The 18098-nt window shown below is 63.3% G+C and carries 17 protein-coding genes; 6 read left to right on the forward strand and 11 right to left on the reverse strand.

The genetic code is table 11. The annotated features are described in order from the left end of the window. Positions 1-37 precede the first annotated feature (37 nt). The 3 genes from LB558_RS00215 to cpaB are packed head-to-tail and all read right to left on the reverse strand — an operon-like array spanning position 38 to position 2714. Positions 38-307: a hypothetical protein gene (locus LB558_RS00215; protein ID WP_224695575.1), complete on the reverse strand. Its 270-nt coding sequence runs from the start codon at positions 305-307 to the stop codon at positions 38-40. Positions 308-311: 4 nt separating this feature from the next. After that, positions 312-1730, reverse strand: coding sequence for a type II and III secretion system protein family protein (locus tag LB558_RS00220; protein WP_412033429.1), 1419 nt, complete (start codon positions 1728-1730; stop codon positions 312-314). A gap of 57 nt (positions 1731-1787) precedes the next feature. Further along, positions 1788-2714: a Flp pilus assembly protein CpaB gene (gene cpaB, locus LB558_RS00225; RefSeq protein ID WP_318011598.1), complete on the reverse strand. Its 927-nt coding sequence runs from the start codon at positions 2712-2714 to the stop codon at positions 1788-1790. Positions 2715-2952: 238 nt separating this feature from the next. Between cpaB and parE the strand changes: the two genes are divergently transcribed. Beyond that, complete coding sequence (gene parE, locus LB558_RS00230) at positions 2953-5010, forward strand: DNA topoisomerase IV subunit B (RefSeq protein ID WP_027036837.1); 2058 nt, start codon at positions 2953-2955, stop codon at positions 5008-5010. A 45-nt stretch (positions 5011-5055) separates the two neighbouring features. Further along, the gene (locus tag LB558_RS00235) at positions 5056-7122 is read left to right on the forward strand and encodes an FUSC family protein (protein ID WP_224695577.1); all 2067 of its coding nucleotides are present in this window, start codon (positions 5056-5058) and stop codon (positions 7120-7122) included. On the opposite strand, the gene LB558_RS00240 is transcribed toward LB558_RS00235, so the two are convergent. After that, positions 7119-8243, reverse strand: a complete 1125-nt coding sequence (locus LB558_RS00240) for a DUF2336 domain-containing protein (protein WP_224695578.1) — start codon at positions 8241-8243, stop codon at positions 7119-7121. The two genes, LB558_RS00235 and LB558_RS00240, sit on opposite strands and share 4 nt — an antisense overlap. A 152-nt stretch (positions 8244-8395) precedes the next feature. On the opposite strand from LB558_RS00240, the gene LB558_RS00245 reads away from it, so the two are divergent. After that, the gene (locus LB558_RS00245; protein ID WP_224695579.1) at positions 8396-8848 is read left to right on the forward strand and encodes a MaoC family dehydratase; all 453 of its coding nucleotides are present in this window, start codon (positions 8396-8398) and stop codon (positions 8846-8848) included. 2 nt (positions 8849-8850) lie between these two features. Continuing rightward, positions 8851-9732, forward strand: a complete 882-nt coding sequence (locus LB558_RS00250; protein ID WP_224695580.1) for an HpcH/HpaI aldolase/citrate lyase family protein — start codon at positions 8851-8853, stop codon at positions 9730-9732. Here LB558_RS00250 and LB558_RS00255 read toward each other — a convergent pair. Both LB558_RS00255 and LB558_RS00260 read right to left on the reverse strand, forming a co-directional pair. Beyond that, complete coding sequence (locus LB558_RS00255; protein WP_224695581.1) at positions 9729-10337, reverse strand: flavin reductase family protein; 609 nt, start codon at positions 10335-10337, stop codon at positions 9729-9731. The genes LB558_RS00250 and LB558_RS00255 overlap by 4 nt on opposite strands. Then, positions 10338-10922, reverse strand: coding sequence for a nitroreductase (locus LB558_RS00260; RefSeq protein ID WP_224695582.1), 585 nt, complete (start codon positions 10920-10922; stop codon positions 10338-10340). It lies immediately after the preceding gene. Positions 10923-11078: 156 nt separating this feature from the next. Here LB558_RS00260 and LB558_RS00265 point away from each other — a divergent pair, with 156 nt between their 5' ends. Then, entirely contained in the window at positions 11079-12041 is a 963-nt protein-coding gene (locus LB558_RS00265) for a hypothetical protein (protein ID WP_224695583.1), read from the forward strand. Between the two features lie 15 nt (positions 12042-12056). Here LB558_RS00265 and LB558_RS00270 read toward each other — a convergent pair whose 3' ends face one another. The 5 genes from LB558_RS00270 to LB558_RS00290 all read right to left on the reverse strand — a co-directional run bounded on the left by LB558_RS00270 (position 12057) and on the right by LB558_RS00290 (position 16824). Next, positions 12057-12995 carry a lysophospholipid acyltransferase family protein gene (locus tag LB558_RS00270; RefSeq protein WP_224695584.1) on the reverse strand — a complete coding sequence of 313 codons (939 nt, stop codon included), beginning with the start codon at positions 12993-12995 and terminating at the stop codon, positions 12057-12059. 84 nt (positions 12996-13079) lie between these two features. Beyond that, positions 13080-15056: a threonine--tRNA ligase gene (gene thrS, locus LB558_RS00275; protein WP_224695585.1), complete on the reverse strand. Its 1977-nt coding sequence runs from the start codon at positions 15054-15056 to the stop codon at positions 13080-13082. A 175-nt stretch (positions 15057-15231) separates the two neighbouring features. Beyond that, positions 15232-16059 carry a class D beta-lactamase gene (gene blaOXA, locus LB558_RS00280; RefSeq protein WP_224695586.1) on the reverse strand — a complete coding sequence of 276 codons (828 nt, stop codon included), beginning with the start codon at positions 16057-16059 and terminating at the stop codon, positions 15232-15234. 147 nt (positions 16060-16206) lie between these two features. Continuing rightward, positions 16207-16581 carry a membrane protein insertion efficiency factor YidD gene (yidD, locus tag LB558_RS00285; protein WP_224695587.1) on the reverse strand — a complete coding sequence of 125 codons (375 nt, stop codon included), beginning with the start codon at positions 16579-16581 and terminating at the stop codon, positions 16207-16209. Between the two features lie 84 nt (positions 16582-16665). Further along, positions 16666-16824, reverse strand: a complete 159-nt coding sequence (locus LB558_RS00290) for a hypothetical protein (protein WP_224695588.1) — start codon at positions 16822-16824, stop codon at positions 16666-16668. A 91-nt stretch (positions 16825-16915) separates the two neighbouring features. Here LB558_RS00290 and LB558_RS00295 point away from each other — a divergent pair, with 91 nt between their 5' ends. Then, positions 16916-17833, forward strand: a complete 918-nt coding sequence (locus LB558_RS00295) for a LysR substrate-binding domain-containing protein (RefSeq protein WP_224695589.1) — start codon at positions 16916-16918, stop codon at positions 17831-17833. Positions 17834-18098 lie beyond the last annotated feature (265 nt).

The following is an 18098-nucleotide window of genomic DNA, read 5'->3' on the forward strand; positions in this document are numbered from 1 at the left end:
TCAGGTCGATCGACCGTTGGATCAGTTGCCCGTGGGATCAATTGGTCGTGCTGGACTGCGACGCCTTGGCTCCGGCCGCCTGATCGGGTGTTACGGCCGCGGCACTGCCTCGTTGGGCCGGCACCAGGAGCCTGGTGTTCTGGACCCCGTATTTCCAGGGATCGACCATCTGCATGACGGTGTTGGCGGCCTGCGCATTTCCGGCGCCAGCCGTCGGCCCTTCGCTGCGCACATAGTCGTCGCTGGTGCAGCCACCGGCAAAGCCGGCCAGCAGCAAGGCGACGCTCGATCCAAAGACCAGACGCATGGCTTCAATCCTTCGGCAGGTCGAGGAAATGCCCAGCCGAAGCGGCCGCTGCAGGTTGAGTGACGCGGCCGTCCGCCAGCGCCACGGTGCGACCGGCATCGGCGCCCTTCACTTCCTCGGTGTTGTTGAGAAAATAGTCGGCGTTGCTGGCCGGCTGCGTGCCATCCGTCGGCTCGACGAGCTTCTTCGACGGATCGACCGGCTTGACCAAATAGGGCGTTACGATGATGACCAGGTCGGTCTCGCGCCGCTGATAGGATTTCGACGAGAACAGCGCCCCAAGCACCGGCATCTTGCCGAGGCCGGGAATGCGCGACGTGGTGATGTCGTTCTGCGACTGCAGCAATCCGGCGATCATGAAGCTCTGGCCGTTCTTCAGGTCGACCGACGTCCTGGCACGGCGCACGATGAAGCCGGGAACCGAGATGGTGCCGATATTGTAGGAGGCCGAGGCGTCGATCGAGGAGACTTCCGGCGCGATGTCCAGGCTGACCAGCCCGTCCTTCAGGACGGTCGGCGTGAAATCCAGGCTGACGCCGTATTTCTTGTAGCTGACAGAGATCTTGCCGTTGTCCTCGGAGACCGGGATCGGGAACTCGCCGCCGGCGAGGAAGCTCGCCGTCTGGCCGGACCGGGCGATCAGGTTCGGCTCGGCCAACCGACGGGCAAGACCGCGTTCCTCAAGCGCCTTGATGGCGATATCGATCGACACGCCGTTCGACAAAAGCCGTCCGATGATCTCGCCAGTGCCGGCAGTCGGCACTGTACCCGGATCAAGCGAGACGTCGCGGCCACCAAGGCCATAGGCGAAATTGGCGGCGTATTTGGCGCCCAGATCCTGGCCCGCCTGGCGGTTGATCTCGACGAAGCGGACGTTGAGCTGGACCTGCTGCGACGACGAAATGTTGACCGAGTTGATGACCTCCTCGGTGCCGGAAAAGCGCGTCGCGATCTTATTTGCCTTTTCAGCTGCGACCGCGTCATCCGCCTCGCCCGACAGCACGACCCGGCCATTGGCCGATCCGACCTTGATCCTGGCATCCGGCACGCTGGCGCGAATGGTGCTAGCCAGTTGGTCGGTGTCGAGCGTCACCTCGATGTCGACAGTGCCGACAAGCTGCTTTTTCTCATCGAACAGCGCAATGCCGGTGGTGCCGAGATTGTTGCCGAGCACATAGAAGGATTTGTCGGTCAGCGGATTGACGTTGGCGATCTCCGGATCGCCGATGACGATCTGGTAGAAGGCGGCACTGGTCATGATCGTCTTCGGCTTGCCCTTGGCGACCTTGATTGACGCATTCTTGGTCGACGACACATAGACGATCTCGTTGTCCGCCCTCGCCGAGGCGCCGAAGGCCAGCATCGCGGCAGCAGCCAGCGAAGCCGCGACAGACACGGTGCGCAAAACGCGCAACCTCCCCATGACCCGATATGTGAACAGCCCGAACATTGTCCCGTCCCTCACCCAGTCCCCACTGGCTTATTTCTGGTCCCGCGAAGGAACTTGGTATTCCTCGGCCTTTGTGCCGCGCGTTACGATGACCGTCTTGAACTTCGGTTTCTCTGGCTCCTTGGTGACGGCTTCGAGCAACGAGCCGGCCGCGGCCTGCACATTCGAGGCGACCGATCCGCCGAAGGAGGAGATGGTGGTGACGCCGTTCTTGCCGTCACCGCCTTCGCTGGCGGACCGAAGCGACAGCGACAAGGTGCCGACGGTGCGGGCCAGCGCCACTTTCTGCGCGCCGTCTGTCGTCACCTCGATGGTCACCGAATTGGAAATCTGCGGCGTCGTCTGGCGTTCGTCGGCACCCTGCCCGACGCTCAGCACCTTGGCGTCGGCGACGACGATCTCGGAGGTGACGGTCGAGCCGGCGGCCCCTTGCGCATTCTTGGCCACTTCCTGAATTTCGCCGGCATCGCGCGTCAGCACCACGTCAACGCGGTCACCGGGCGTGACGAAGCCGCCGACACCGGCGATCTCGTCGGTGCGGATGGTGACCGCCCGCATTCCGGGCGTCATCATATTGGACAGTGTCGCGCGGCCGTTCGGACCGGACAGCTTGGCTAGCAGCACCGGCTCGTTGACCTCGATCGGCGACAGCACCACGCGGCTGCCATCGGCAAGCAACGCATTGATGGTGTTGAAGGCGCCCTGCGGCACGGACTCTTGCGACCACGGGATTTCGCTGAGCTGCGCGCGGTCGAGCGCCATGCCGTGGCGCAATGGGGCATTCGCCACCACGATGGTCTTGAACTCGACTTTCGGCAAAACAGGTGCCGGGATCGACGACGTCTTCTCTTCGGAATCGGCCTTGGCCTGGCTTTTGACCCAGAAATCCGCGGCAAAGATCGAGATCGCCCCGAAAACGGCGGCGATGCCGATCATCGATATGGCCTTGCCCCTCACGCCGAAAACCCCTGATGCCTGCAGTTTCTTATTTTGTTGGGCTCACGCTAGGCGGCATTGTTAAAGAATCAGGAATCCCGGGCGTTGGTATCGGATCTATTTCCGCCGACTTGGTTATCGAATGGTTTTGGGGTAAGAGGGGCCAGATCCCCGAACGGAACAGGAACCTCGGTCGCTTGGCGCTGAAAAGCGTGGCACTATCGCGAGGTGATTCGCAGCACCGGAACCTATGGCAGGCATGGACGACAACAACGATCTCTTCGGCAATATGGACAAGCAGCCGCAGCCGGTGCGTACCCCTGCGCGCCCGGCCGATCCACTGGTGGTGCAAGCCACCAAGCGTCCTGCCTCGACCAAGGACGGCAGCGAGGGCTATAGCGCCGCCGACATCGAGGTGCTGGAAGGGCTGGAGCCGGTGCGCCGCCGGCCAGGCATGTATATCGGCGGCACCGACGACAAGGCGATGCACCATCTGTTCGCCGAGGTCATCGACAATTCGATGGACGAAGCGGTTGCCGGCCATGCCACCTTCATCGATGTCGAGCTCTCGGCCGACGGCTATCTCGCCGTGACCGACAATGGCCGCGGCATCCCGATCGATCCGCACCCGAAGTTCAAGAAGCCGGCGCTTGAAGTGATCATGACGACGCTGCATTCGGGCGGCAAGTTCGACTCCAAGGTTTACGAGACATCAGGCGGCCTGCATGGCGTCGGCGTGTCCGTGGTCAACGCGCTGTCGGACCATCTCGAGGTCGAGGTCGCGCGGGGACGGCAACTCTATCGGCAAAAATTCTCGCGCGGCGTTCCCGTGACCGGGCTGGAACAGTTGGGCGAGGTTCACAACCGGCGCGGCACAAAGATCCGCTTCCACCCCGACGAGCAGATTTTCGGCAAGGGCGCGGCGTTCGAACCGGCGCGGCTCTACCGGATGACGCGCTCGAAAGCCTATCTGTTCGGTGGCGTCGAGATTCGCTGGACCTGCGATCCGTCGCTGATCAAGGAAAAAGACCAGACACCGGCCAAGGCTGAATTCCATTTTCCCGGCGGCCTCAAGGATTATCTCAAGGCATCGCTCGGCGACGACTTCCAGGTGACTCGCGAGATTTTCGCCGGCAAGAGTGAGAAACAGGGCGGCCACGGCTCGCTCGAATGGGCGGTGACCTGGTTCGGCGGTGACGGCTTCATCAATTCCTACTGCAACACCATCCCGACCGGCGAAGGCGGCACCCACGAGGCCGGCTTCCGCAACGTGCTGACGCGGGGCCTGCGCGCCTATGCCGATCTTGTCGGCAACAAGCGCGCCTCGATCGTCACCTCGGAAGACGTCATGATCTCGGCGGCGGGCATGCTGTCGGTGTTCATCCGCGAGCCGGAATTCGTCGGCCAGACCAAGGACAGGCTGGCGACGATCGAGGCAATTCGAATTGTCGAGACCGCGATCCGCGATCCGTTCGACCATTGGCTGGCGGACAATCCGCAAGAAGCGTCGAAGCTGCTCGAATGGGTGATCGCGCGTGCCGACGAGAGGGTGCGGCGGCGGCAGGAAAAAGAGGTGTCGCGCAAGAGCGCGGTGCGCAAATTGCGGCTGCCGGGCAAGCTCGCCGACTGCACGCAGAATGCCGCGGCCGGTGCAGAACTGTTTATCGTCGAAGGTGACTCGGCCGGCGGCTCAGCCAAGCAGGCGCGCGACCGCGCCAGCCAGGCGGTGCTGCCATTGCGCGGCAAGATCCTCAACGTCGCCAGCGCTGGCAACGACAAGCTGGCGGCCAACCAGCAGATTTCGGACCTGATCCAGGCGCTCGGCTGCGGTACGCGTTCAAAGTACCGCGATGAGGATCTGCGCTACGACCGCGTGATCATCATGACCGACGCAGATGTCGACGGCGCCCACATCGCCTCGCTGCTGATCACCTTCTTCTACCAGGAGATGCCGGCGCTGGTGCGCGGCGGCCACCTTTACCTCGCCGTGCCGCCGCTTTACTCGATCAGGCAAGGCGGCAAGGTCGCCTATGCCCGCGATGACGCGCACAAGGATGAACTCCTGCGCACCGAATTCACCGGACGCGGCAAGGTGGAACTGGGCCGCTTCAAGGGCCTGGGCGAGATGATGGCCGCCCAGCTCAAGGAAACCACCATGGATCCGAGAAAGCGCACGCTGCTCAGGGTCGATGTGAACGAAATCGATTCAGCCACCAAGGACCGGGTCGATGAACTGATGGGCACCAAACCGGAAGCCCGTTTCCGCTTCATCCAGGAACGCGCCGAATTCGCCGCGGCGGAAGTGCTGGATATCTAGCCGCCAGCCGGTCCATAACAAGGCTCCAGTTGCGGAGACGAGCATGTGACCTGGGCGCGGTTGAAAGGCTATTTCGAGACGAGTTTAGCCGGATTGACGCAACCGACGCGCTCCGACTGGATCTTTGCCTTGCGCACGGTTTCAGCCGGCCTGATCGCGTTGCTGGCCGCCTATGCGCTGAAGCTCGACCATCCGCAATGGGCCATGATGACGGTGTTCATCGTCGCTCAGCCGGTTGCCGGCATGGTGCTGGCGAAGGGCTTCTACCGGCTGCTCGGCACGCTGGTCGGCGGCTTGGCCGCGATCGGCATCACCACCACATTTGGCACCGGCCCTTGGGTGCTGGTGACTGTGCTTGCCGTCTGGATCGGCATCTGCACCTTCGTCTCGTCACTGCTGCGCAATCCGGAAGCCTATGGCGCAGCGCTTGCCGGCTACACCGCAATGATCATCGGCCTGCCTGCCTTCGGACAGCCGCACCTCGTCGTCGACCTCGCGGTCGCACGCTGTGCCGAGATCGTGCTCGGTATTGTCTGCGCCGGCCTGACCAGCCGGCTGATCCTGCCGAAACTGGCCAGCAACGCCATCATCTCGCGCCTGAAACGCTGCATCCTCGATCTTGCCACCTATGCCGGCGGTGCGTTCTCCGGAGGCGATCCGGCAATACTGTCCGCGCTGCACCGAAAGCTGGTCGCTGATACCCAGACGCTTGGCGAGATGCGCGCCTATGCGAGGCTCGAGGCGCCGAGCTTCGCGCCGCGCGCCCATCCGGTCCGGCGCACCATCGGACAACTGCTCTCCGCGCTGTCGGCGGCACGTGCGCTGCATTCGCATGCCGCTCCGAAGAATGCGGCGCTCATTCCGGTGCGTTCGGAGTTGCAGGCCCTTGTCGATGTACTGGCCGCGAAGCCCGGTGCACTGGATGACACCACGCCTTGGGTGGCGCGGCTCGACACCATCTCGGCCAAGGCCCGGCAAATGCCCGATGCCTCGACCGATCAGGGCGACGACAGGGTCGGCACCATCACCCGGCTCACCATCGCCGCCGATTTCGCCGAAGCGCTCAAGCAGGTGCTGCGCGGCCTCGACGCCCTGCGTGCGCCTGCCACGCGCCCGGTCCGGGGCAGCAGGCAGCCTGCGCTGGTGGTGCATCGCGATTACCCCGGCGCGTCGCGCAATGCCGTGCGCGCTGCCCTTGCCACGCTGCTGGTCGCGGCCTTCTGGCTGACGACGAAATGGTCGGAAGCCGCCGGCACGGTCATTCTCGTTGCTGTCGTATCGAGCCTGTTTGCTGCTCGCCCCGACCCTGTACAGGTCGCCTGGGGCTTCTTCAAGGGAACGCTTCTGGCGCTGCCGTTTGCCTTTTTCGTCGGCCAGATCGCATTGCCTGCCCTGCCCGGCTTCGGCTGGTTCACGCTGTTTGTCGTGCCCATCCTCGTACCGACGGCACTGGCCATGGCCAATCCACGCTATGTCGGCGTGGCGACAGCCTTCGCCATCAACTTCCTCGCCTTCCTCAGTCCGCACCAGGCGATGACCTACGATCCTGGGCCCTTCTTCGCCGGTTCGGCGTCGATTCTGGTCGGCATCCTGCTGGCGATCGGTGTCTTCATCGTCGTGCTGCCAGCCGATCCATGGCTCGCGGCTAACCGCATCGTGCGCGCCATGCGCGAGGATCTGGCGCGGCTTTGCCTGCATGAGCGGGTGCCGAGGCGGTCGGCCTTCGAGAGCCTCGCCTACGACCGCATCAACCAGTTGATGCCGCTGGTGCAGAATGCCGGTCAGAAGGGCGATGCGGTTCTGGGCGGCGGCGTCGCCGCCGTCACCGTCGGCCTGGAGGTCCTTCGGCTGCGCGATGCGAGCCAAAGCCATGCCATCCCATCCGAGACCGCGCTTTCGATCGCCAACTTCCTGAAGGGGCTGGCGCGCGAACTGCTCTTCCGCGCCCCCGGCGATCCGCAGACCTCAACCGTCACCGTCGCCCGGCAATATGCGGCGAGCATTGCCCAACGAAACGGTACCGGCGAATTGCTGCAGATCGCGGCATCGTTGCGCATCATCGCCGCCGCGATGGAGGATTTTCCGGAGTTTTTCGCGAGGGATAAACGTTAAGCCGCCGCTATCGCCAGCGCGTGGCCGCGCGCGTTTTCGCGCAGCGCGTCGAGATGGATCGACTTGACCAAGGCGGCGAGATCACCCTCGGCGGATTGACCGCCCACTTCCTTGAGCATCAGCCAGCTTACCTCCTGCACACCGGCGATGCGCTTGCCGTTGGCGACCTCGCGCCAGATCTTCAGCGCACGCAGGATGACGGCGTGCGTGGCGCCGGCGAGCCCGGCGCCGCGGAACAATGCCTGCAAGGCCACGTCATGCCCGCCGGCCAGCAGCGCCCTCACACGTTGTTCGGACTGCTGACTGAGCGCAACCAGCGCCGAGCCGAAGAAATCGACCTTGCCATGCGCGATGGTGCGGATGAGGAAGCTTGCGGTGAGGTCGCCACGCAGCCTGAGATGCTCGATCAGGGCCGCATGTTCTTCCGTGCGCGTGCCTTCGATCAGCGTCACCGAAGCCTTGACGCAGGCATCGCGCATGACGCGGTCGGCTCGCGCCGCGCCCATCATCGCCATCACCAGTGGCGACGTTTTCAACATTTCGCCAAGCTTGACGAGCAGCATATGCCGGCAGTCGGCCGGCAGCCTGATATCCGATATCAGCGCCTCGCGCACCAGCGGCATGTGCCCATGCCGTTCAGCCATGCGGCGGAAGCTGAGCGAGGCGATGTCGGCGCCACTGTTGGCGAGCAGCACGGCGCAAGCGTCCGCCTCGCCGATCTCGGCGATGGCCGCCGACAGCGCCATCGAGACGCGTGGCCGGTCGGCGATCAATTTCTGTGTCGCCTTCGGACTTGAGGCCACGCGGTTGATCAGGTCGGCGTCGGTGAGCAGCGGCGAGCGCGCCAGCACCACGCCGGCGACTTCCGGCTGGTCGGAGGCCAGCACGCTGATGATCTGCATTGGCGCCTGGTGGCTCATCGACAGCGCCTCGGCCATCGCCAGCCGCACCTTCGACGAGGCATCGTCGAGCAACAGCGTCAGCGCCGCCTCGGCGGCGCAGCGGTCCTCGAAAGGCAATTCGGAATTGATGTAGGCCCGGGCCAGAGCGCTCGCCGCCGCGGCGCGCTCCGACACCTTGGCCGTGTAGATCCATTTCAGGAAATGCGAAACAACAACCATGCCCGTCTGCTTACGCCCTTGCCAGAAGCTTCTGACCCCACCTGATGACCGTAGGCAGAATTGGTTTACGAACCGTTCACCACGTTCATTAACTGGCTTGCGAGGCTGATTTGCAGCGCCTATCAACCGTCAAGCACCTGGAGGAGAAAGCAATGGCCGGACTTTATCTCGAAGAGTTCGTTGTCGGCCATGTCTTCCAGCACACGCTGCGCAAGACCGTTACCGAAAGCGACAACATGCTGTTTTCGGTGATGACGCTGAATCCGCAGCCGCTGCACATCGACTTCGATTTCGCCGCCAAGAGCGAATGGGGCAAGCCGCTGGTCAATTCGCTGTTCACGCTCGGGCTGATGATCGGCATTTCGGTCAATGACATCACCGTCGGCACGACGGTGGCCAATCTCGGCATGAAGGAAACCGTGTTTCCGCATCCGGTCTTCCATGGCGACACAATCCGGGTCGAGACCACGGTTATCTCGGCGCGCGAGTCCAGGTCGAAACCCGATCGCGGCATCGTCGAATTCGAGCATCGCGCCTACAACCAGCATGGCGATCTCGTCGCCAAATGCACGAGGCAAGCGATGATGCTGAAGAAGGCGGCTTGATCATGCGCTCGCTGCTGTTCGTTCCCGGCGATTCGCAGAGGAAGCTGGAAAAGGGTTTTGGTGCCGGCGCCGACGTGGTCATCGTCGACCTCGAAGATTCCGTGGCGCCGCACAACAAGGCGCTGGCGCGCGAGGTGGCGGCGCGCTTCATTGCGGAACACAGGGCGCAAACCGGCTCGGCGATCTATGTCAGGGTCAACGACCTGTCTACCGGGTTGACCGATGACGATCTGGCGGCGCTGGTTCCGGCGAAACCCGACGGCATCATGCTGCCCAAGTCGAACAGCGGCCAAGATGTGCAGCACCTCTCTGCAAAGCTCAGGGTGCGTGAGGCCGAAAACGGTCTGGCCGACGGCGCGATCAAGATCCTGCCGATCATCACCGAAACGCCGGCAGGCGTGCTGGCGGCGGCGACCTATGCCGGGACGAGCGCGCGGCTTGCCGGCCTCACCTGGGGCGCGGAAGACCTGTCGGCGGCGATCGGCGCGCGCACGGCCCGCGACGAGCATGGCCGCTACACGGACGTGTTCCGCCACGCTCGCACGATGACCATACTCGCCGCTGGCGCGGCGGAGGTCGCGGCGATCGACACCGTCTTCCCGAATTTTCGCGACATGGCCGCCTTCGAAGCGGAATGCACCGAGGCCGAGCGCGATGGCTTTACCGGCAAGATGGCGATTCACCCCGATCAGGTGCCGGTCATCAACGCCGCCTTCACGCCGTCGGCCGAGGCGGTGAGACAATCGGCGGCAATCGTTGCCGCGTTCGCGGCAGCGGGAAATCCCGGCGTCGTCGGCATCGACGGCAAGATGTTCGACCGCCCGCACCTGCGGCTGGCGGAGCGGCTTCTGGCGCGTGCGAAGGCGGCAGGCGTTTTGGGTTAGTCCTTGTCCCAGCGCGGCCGGCGCATCGAAAACACTTCGTCGACGCTGGCATAGTCCATATAGCCGAGACGAGCGACATTGCCGGCCTTGGTGATGTCGAACAGGCCGTCCGTCAGGAAGGCGTCGTCGATATGCACGCCGACCACTTCACCGGCGACGACGACGGCACTTGTCGGCGATCCGTCCAGCGCCTTTGGCCGAAAAACTTCCGTCACCCGGCATTCGAGCGCTGCCGGCGCTGCCGCCACGCGCGGCGGCGCGACCAGGCGCGACGGCGCCATCGCAAGATCGGCATAGACGAACTCGTTGACGCCGCGCGGAGCACTGACGGATGTGCGGTTCATCTTCTCCGCCAGATCGCGACTGACGAGATTGGCGACGAACTCGCCGGTTTCCTGGGCGAAGGAGGCGCTGTCCTTCTCGCCTTCAGAGGAGAACCAGACGATGAAAGGCCGCGTCGAAACGGCATTGAAGAAGGAGTACGGTGCGAGGTTGATCTCACCAGCCCTGTTCAGTGTCGAAATCCAGCCGATCGGACGCGGCGCCACGATCGCCTTCGAAGGGTCGTGCGGCAGGCCGTGGCCCTTTGAAGGCTCGTAAAACATTCAGCCCGCCCACGGCCCCGAATAATCGCCGTAAAGCTTCGCCGGATCGGGTCGCGGCCGCTCCGGCGCCGGACCGGCATAGGAGCCGATATGGATGAAGCCGATGACCCGCTCCTGCGGCGCCAGCCCCAGCAGCGCCCTGCCCTCCGGCACATCCGAATACCAGTTGCTGATCATGTTGGTGCCATAGCCCAGCGCGTTGGCTGCGATCATCAGGTTCATCGCCGCCATGCCGCCCGACAGGAACATTTCCCATTGCGGGATTTTTGGGTTCTCCCTGGGAATAGACACGACGCCGATCACCAGCGGCGCGCGCGAGAACCGCGCCAATTCCTGGTTACGGCGGCCTTCCGGCAATGGGCCCTCCCGCTGCTCTGCAAGGGCTGCCAGTTGCCTGCCGATCTCGACGCGGGCATCGCCACGGTAGACGATGAAGCGCCAGGGCTCCAATCGGCCATGGTCGGGCACCCGCGAGGCAGCAGTGATCATCGTCGCGATCTCCGCATCGCTCGGCGCCGGCTCCTTCAGATCAGGGATCGGTGCGGAGTTTCGGGTCAGCAGGAAATCGATGATCGGCAACGCCATGGGCGCAAGTCTCCTAGACATTCTGTTTTAGCTGAAGCGCACCATCGGGAAATCGGGCGGCTCGGGCATTGGCGCGGGATACGCCGGACGCAAGAGTCGTATCGATCGGACTCTTAAGCCTTGAAATTGCCACCGCCATGGGCTTCAACGCAAGGCATGTTTGAGGGGACTGTCCGTCTTTTCCTGGTCTGGCTCGGCGCCCTGCTGTTGATGGCGCCGGTTTCGCTCGCCATGGCACAGAACGTCGACGGTGTCAGCGACCTGAAGCTTCCGGGAATTTCGAGCTACGCGACGCCGAAAGGCGAGACGTCACTGGCGCTGAGCGGCGGCGGCGCCATCACGCTGTCCGCCCAGTTGACCGACAAGGGTTCCGACATCACGCGCGGCATCGTCTGGCGGGTCTTCAAGCCCGAAGCCGTCAACGGTAAATTGCCGATGGTCGCCTCGTCCCATGGCGGCACCGCCGTCTTCCAGCTCGAACCCGGCAGCTATCTGGTTCACGCCTCCTACGGCCGGGCTGGAGCCACCAAGCGCATCACTGTCGGCAAGGACGCAAAGCGCGAAAGTCTCGTGCTCGACGCCGGCGGCCTCAAACTCGACGCCGTGCTGTCCGGCGGCGTTCGCATTCCACCGAAGAAGCTGCGCTTTTCGATCTACGAGGGCACCGCCGAGGCCAATGGCGACCGCGCGCTGATCATTCCCGATGTCGAGCCCAACAGCGTCGTGCGGCTCAACGCCGGCATCTACCATGTCGTCTCGACCTATGGCGCGGTCAATGCGGTCATCCGCTCCGACATCCGCGTCGAGGCCGGCAAGCTGACCGAAGCCACCGTCGAGCATCACGCCGCCGAGATCACGATGAAGCTGGTGCGCGAAACCGGTGGCGAGGCGATCGCCGATACGTCCTGGTCGCTGCTCAACGAATCCGGCGATCCGATCAAGGAAACCGTCGGCGCCTTCGCCTCGATGGTGCTGGCCGAGGGCGACTACACCATCATCGCCAAGAACCGCGACCGCATCTACCAGAAAGATTTTACGGTCGTGGCCGGGCAGAATCAGGAGATCGAGGTTCTGGCCACCGAGGCGGCTGCGATGGATCCCGAAGAGGGCGCGGATTGACCTTCGTTTCCTGGATCAAGCCGCCAGCTTGGTTCGCGACGGCAGGAACCGAATGCGGCGACGCGCCACGACTGGCGCCAGGTCGAACACGCCACGATAAAGCCGGTCGAGCAACGCCTTGCGGTCGCGCAACGGCTCCAGTTCGCTCCAGCCCAGCACCTCGCCGACGCGGACGTCGATCGCCTTGCCCGATAGCCGCGCGAATTCATGGATGAGCAGCGAAGTGCGCAGCGTCAGCGATGCCTTGCCGACGAATTTCGCCACCCGGCCGTCGCGCTCGGCCATGTTCATCGGCCCGCTGACCAGATGGAACAGCCTGCCGTTCTGCCCGGAAAAATGCATCGGAATGACCGACGCCCTGGCTTCCTGGACGAGACGGGCGGGAAACATTTTCCACGGCAGATCGCGCGCCCGGCCAAAACCTTTTGGCGCGGTGGCGACACCGCCGGCCGGAAACACCACGATGGTGACGCCCTCTTTCAACAGCCGCACCGCCTCATGGCGCACGGCCATGTTGTTCTTCACCGCGTCCTTGGTCTCGGAAAAGTCGATCGGCAGCGAATAAGGCTCCATCTCGCGGATCTTGAGCAGATCCTTGTGGATCATGACCCGGAACGGACGGCCGAGCTGCTCGGCAAGCGACAGCACGGCGATACCGTCGCCGATACCGAACGGATGGTTGGCGACGATCACCAGCGGCGTGTCCGGCAACTGTGCAGGCGGCCACTGATCAGCGGCCCGCACCCGGACGTCGATCAGGTCGAGCATGCGGCTGAACACGCGCTCGCCCGTCGGCACGACCTGGCGGCGCCAGAAATCATAAAGTGCTGTGTAGCGGTCGCGGCCCGAGAGGCCTTCCACCGAATGAATGAACCAGCGAGTCAGCGCCGGCTGGCGCGGATTGGCATAGGAAAGCTCGGGAAAGGGTCGTTCGCGCAATTTCAGCTTGAGCATGAGGGCTGGTTACAAGGTCGGCGTGACAGGGATATGAAAATGGCGGTGGATCGCTCCACCGCCATTTGGTCGAAACGATGCCGATCAGGCCGCGCGTTTGCGCCGGCGGTCGGGCGTGATCGCTTCTTCGGTCAATTGCGCGATCGCCTGGTCAAGGCCAAGCGATTCCTGATCGCGCGAGCCCAGCCGGCGCATGTTGACGGTCTGCTCTTCCGCCTCGCGCTTGCCGCAGACGAGGATGACCGGAACCTTGGCTAGGCTGTGCTCGCGGACCTTGTAGTTGATCTTCTCGTTGCGCAAATCCGCTTCCGCCAGAAGCCCCGTGGCCTTCAGCTTTGCCACCACCTCGGTCGCATAGTCGTCGGCATCCGATGTGATCGTCGCCACCACCACCTGCAGCGGCGCGAACCACAGCGGGAAGTGGCCGGAATAGTGCTCGATCAGGATGCCGAGGAAGCGCTCCATCGAGCCGCAGATGGCGCGGTGCACCATCACAGGCTGCTTCTTCTCGGAATCGGAGCCGATGTAGAAGGCGCCGAACCGTTCCGGCAGGTTGAAGTCGACCTGCGTCGTGCCGCACTGCCATTCGCGGCCGATGGCATCCTTCAGCACATATTCGAACTTCGGCCCGTAGAAGGCGCCCTCACCCGGATTGATCGAGGTCTTGATCCGATTGCCGGACCGCGTCCTGATCGTCTCCAGGACGTTGCCCATGATCGCCTCGGCGTGATCCCACGCCTCGTCGGTGCCGACGCGCTTGTCCGGCCGTGTCGACAACTTGACGCTGACTTCTTCAAAACCGAAATCGGCATAGGTCGACAGGATCAAATCGTTGATGCGCAGGCACTCCGCCGCCAGTTGCTCCTCGGTGCAGAAGATGTGCGCATCGTCCTGCGTGAAGCCGCGCACGCGCATCAGCCCGTGCAGCGCGCCGGATGGCTCGTACCGGTGGACATTGCCGAATTCCGCAAGTTTTACGGGAAGATCGCGATAAGACTTCAACCCATGCTTGAAAATCTGCACATGGCCCGGACAATTCATCGGCTTCAACGCGAAGACCCGGTCGTCATCGGTGTCGTCGCCGGCGACCGTCACCTTGAACATGGCGTCGCGATACCAACCCCAGTGGCCTGACGTCTCCCACAGGCTCTTGTCGAGCACCTGCGGTGCGTTGACCTCCTGATAGCCCTGCTCGTCGAGGCGGCGGCGCATGTAGTTGACCAGGTTCTGGAACATCTTCCAGCCCTTGGCGTGCCAAAAGACGACGCCCGGTCCCTCTTCCTGGAAATGGAACAGGTCCATCTCGCGGCCGATCTTCCTGTGGTCGCGCTTCTCGGCCTCCTCCAGCATCGTCTGGTAGGCTTCGAGCTGCGCCTGGTCGGCCCAGGCCGTGCCGTAGATGCGGGTCAGCATCGGGTTGTTCGAATCGCCGCGCCAATAGGCACCGGCCACCTTCATCAGCTTGAAGGCGTTGCCGATCTGCCCGGTCGAGGCCATGTGCGGGCCGCGGCATAGGTCGAACCAGTCGCCCTGCGCATAGATCTTGAGATCCTGATCCTCGGGAATGGCGTCGATCAGCTCCAGCTTGTAGCGTTCGCCCTTGTCGGCAAACACTTTTTTCGCCTTGTCGCGCGACCAGACTTGCTTGGTGAACGGCTTGTTGCGCGCAATGATCTCGCGCATCTTCTTCTCGATCACCGGAAAATCGTCGGGCGTGAACGGCTCGTTGCGGGCGAAATCGTAATAGAACCCGTTCTCGATCACCGGCCCGATGGTCACCTGCGTCCCCGGCCACAATTCCTGCACGGCTTCCGCCAGCACATGCGCCGCGTCGTGGCGGATGAGTTCCAGCGCGCGCGGGTCGTCGCGGGTGACGATCTCGACCTTGCCGGACTTGCCGAGCGGATCGCTGAGATCGCGAACGGTGCCGTCGATCGCATAGGCGACCGCCTTCTTGGCCAGCGATTTCGAGATCGATTCGGCGAGGCCAGCACCGGTCATCGCCGCGTCGTATTCGCGGACAGAGCCATCGGGAAATGTCAGGGAAACGGAATTCAGCATGTATATCTCCTATCCAGTCCCGCAAACGAGCGCGGGTGGTTAAAATGCATGTCGCCAAAAGTGTATGGCGGTTTTGGGGTTACGACATGCATAGGGAAAAGCCGGATGCGTCCGGCAGCGGCTGTCTTTTATGGACAGATTCCGCCGCCGTAAAGCCCGGCTCAAATGTCAGCGTTCATTTGATGAGGAGCGGCAGATCCTTCAGGAACGCCGCCCGGGTCTTGAGGCCTTTGGGCATGTCGGTGCGGTTGGTGTCGACGACAATCCGCGCAAAGACGATCTGGCGGCCATCCTTGTTCGCCCAGCCGACGAACCACCCGAGCGAGCGCTTGTCCTGAACCTTGTCGGCATCGTTGCGCAGGCTGGTACTTCCGGTCTTGCCTTGCACCGTCCAGCCTCCGGCTTGGAAGGTCGGGATGATGGCTGATGTCATGTCGTAAGCCCTGGCCGAGACCGGCAGCTTGCGGGCCAGCAGCTTGCGCAGGAAATCGACCTGCTCGACCGGCGTGATCTTGAGCGAGGAATTCACCCAGGCCTGGGTCAAACCATCATTCTTGCCGGGATTGCCGGAAACATCGGCGTTGCCGTAGTCGAATTTCGAGACATAGCCGGCAAAGCTTTGCGACCCAAGCCGGCGAGTGATTTCCCGGGAAAACCACAGAATCGAATCTCGCTCCCAGATCACCGGATCGACGGTCTTCTGATCCCGCTTCACCGCCTTGAACTCAGGTTTGTAGTCCCAGTTCGGCGTGTGCTCGTCGCTCAGGATCCCGCTGTCATAGCCGATCAGCGACAGCGGCACCTTGAACGTCGATGCCGGGCTGAACCGCTGGTCGCACACTCCGTCCTGGTAGAGCGTCTTGCCGCTCGCCGCATCGGAGATCACAGTGCACTGCACGTCCCCAAGCGGCGCCGATTGCGCGCGCAGCGGAAATCCCAGCAGCCAGGCGAGCAGGAAAAGGATCCCGGCAAAGATGAAGGGAAGACGGTCGAAATTGCGCATGTTCTGCTCGCTCCAGAAGGGGGTTCGCGAGCGGCTTAGCGGGGTCTCTTGTCTCGATTTTGTCTCAAATGCGCAGTCTTTGTGCAGGCTTGTGTTAACCCTACCGGATCGTAAACGCGGGGTGCCGCCGGAGCATGACCGGCTCGGTCACCCCTGCGCTTCGCCGGGCTTGCCGCCGATCCGCCAGTACCGCCAGGGCATGAACCAGATATAGCGCTCCGCCAAGGCTTCCGGCACGCGGTCGATGCCATGCGTACCGAATGGCCCGCAGCGCAGCACGCGGAAAAATCCCATCCAGCCGCCGGCCCACAGGCCATGGCGGGCGATCGCCTCATGCGCATATTCCGAACAAGTCGGCAGATGCCGGCAGGAATTGCCGACAAAGCCCGATAGCGTCAGCTGGTAAAGGCGCACGAGCGACGTACCGAGAAGACGGCCTGGCGTCTTGCGCCATGGACCGGGCCAGTTGCGGCCGCGTTTTTGCGACCCGACGATATGCGCATGCCCATGCTGGTCGCGCACCACAGTCTCCGTATCGCGTTTCCCACACGATAGATGTGGACTTCTGCTGGAGAACGCAATCCCCGCTCCTTGCGCGTCCCGCCATCACGGACGGGAACGGCGAAACGGCTGCCTGTCTGCCGACGGCGCCCAGTGGTCACGACTGGCCGGCTCTTCGCGGCGCTTTGCATACTGCTTTTCGTCACGCCATTGAAACGTCGCGATCCGCACGACATCGCCAAAGATGCTCAGCAACTGGATCATGATCGGTCTCCTTTGACATGGATTAGACCGCCGCTGGCCTTCGCCTTCAAACGAGTATAATTTCCACTTCGGATAATCCTGGGTTATGCGAATGAAGCGCGGACGCCTGCCGCTGACGGCATTGAGGAGTTTTGAGGCGGCGGGCCGGCATCTGAGCTTCAGCCGGGCCGCCGAGGAGCTTTTCGTCTCGCAGGCGGCGATCAGCCGGCAAATCCGAGAGCTCGAAATCTTCCTGCATCAACCCTTGTTCGAACGTCACCATCGCCGAGTCGAACTGACCGACACCGGCCGACGTCTGCTGGATCAGCTTGTCAGAAGTTTCGACGCCATCGACACCTTGCTTGGCGATCTGGTGGCGACGCCGGCGCAGTCCGTGGTGCGCGTCAGTGTCGAGCCGTCGCTTGCATCCGTGTGGCTGGTGCCCCGGCTCAACCGGTTTCGCCAATTGCGGCCCGATATCGACGTCTCCCTCGAGGTCGATCCAAGGCTGATCGAGTTCCGCAGCGATCAGCCGGAGCTTGCCCTGCGCTTCAGCGCGCATGCCACCTCGTGGCCGCGCAGCCAGGCTGAGCGGCTTGCCTCGACAGTCGATTCGCCGGTTTTGTCGCCGGCCCTGCTTGCTTCTGGCCCCGCCCTCAGGAAGCCGATCGATCTTGGCCGCTACACGCTCTTGCACGAGGAGAACCGCCAGGGCTGGGCGCGCTGGTTCGAAGCGGCCGGCGTGCCCGCCGATGCCATACCCGCGCGCGGGCCGATGCTGGCGGATGCGTCGCTTTCAAAGCAGGCCGCCTTGCTCGGACATGGCGTGGCATTGGGCGATCTCTTGCAGATCGGCGGGGAAATCGCATCCGGCGCGCTGGTCAAGCCGTTCGATATCGACGTCGCATCCGGCGCCTATTGGCTGGTGGCCAGAAACCTGCGCGACCTCTCGGAACCTGCCGCCGCGTTCGCCGACTGGCTCAGAAGCCAATTTGCCGAAAGCAGGCGGGTGCTGGAAGCGCGGGTTTGAACCCTTGCGTCGGACCCCGCTACTTCCCGCTGTTTTTCAAAGAGTTTGTCGAGCACATCCGCCGCCGGAAGCTCGCCCGAGGAGTCTTCTCCCGGATCGAACGTGAGAATGATCTCGTGCCACATATTCTAGTGGGCAGCATGTGATGTCAGCCTGGGAAATGGCGCGCAGCGCATGATTGCCCGAACGGCGGTCTCGGCAACCTTGTCCGGCGGCGGCGTTACGGGACTGACGATTTTGGCGGGCCGGCGAGCGACCCGTCCTT

Origin of the sequence: Mesorhizobium sp. CO1-1-8 (assembly GCF_020164875.1) — a bacterium.
Taxonomy (GTDB): domain Bacteria; phylum Pseudomonadota; class Alphaproteobacteria; order Rhizobiales; family Rhizobiaceae; genus Mesorhizobium.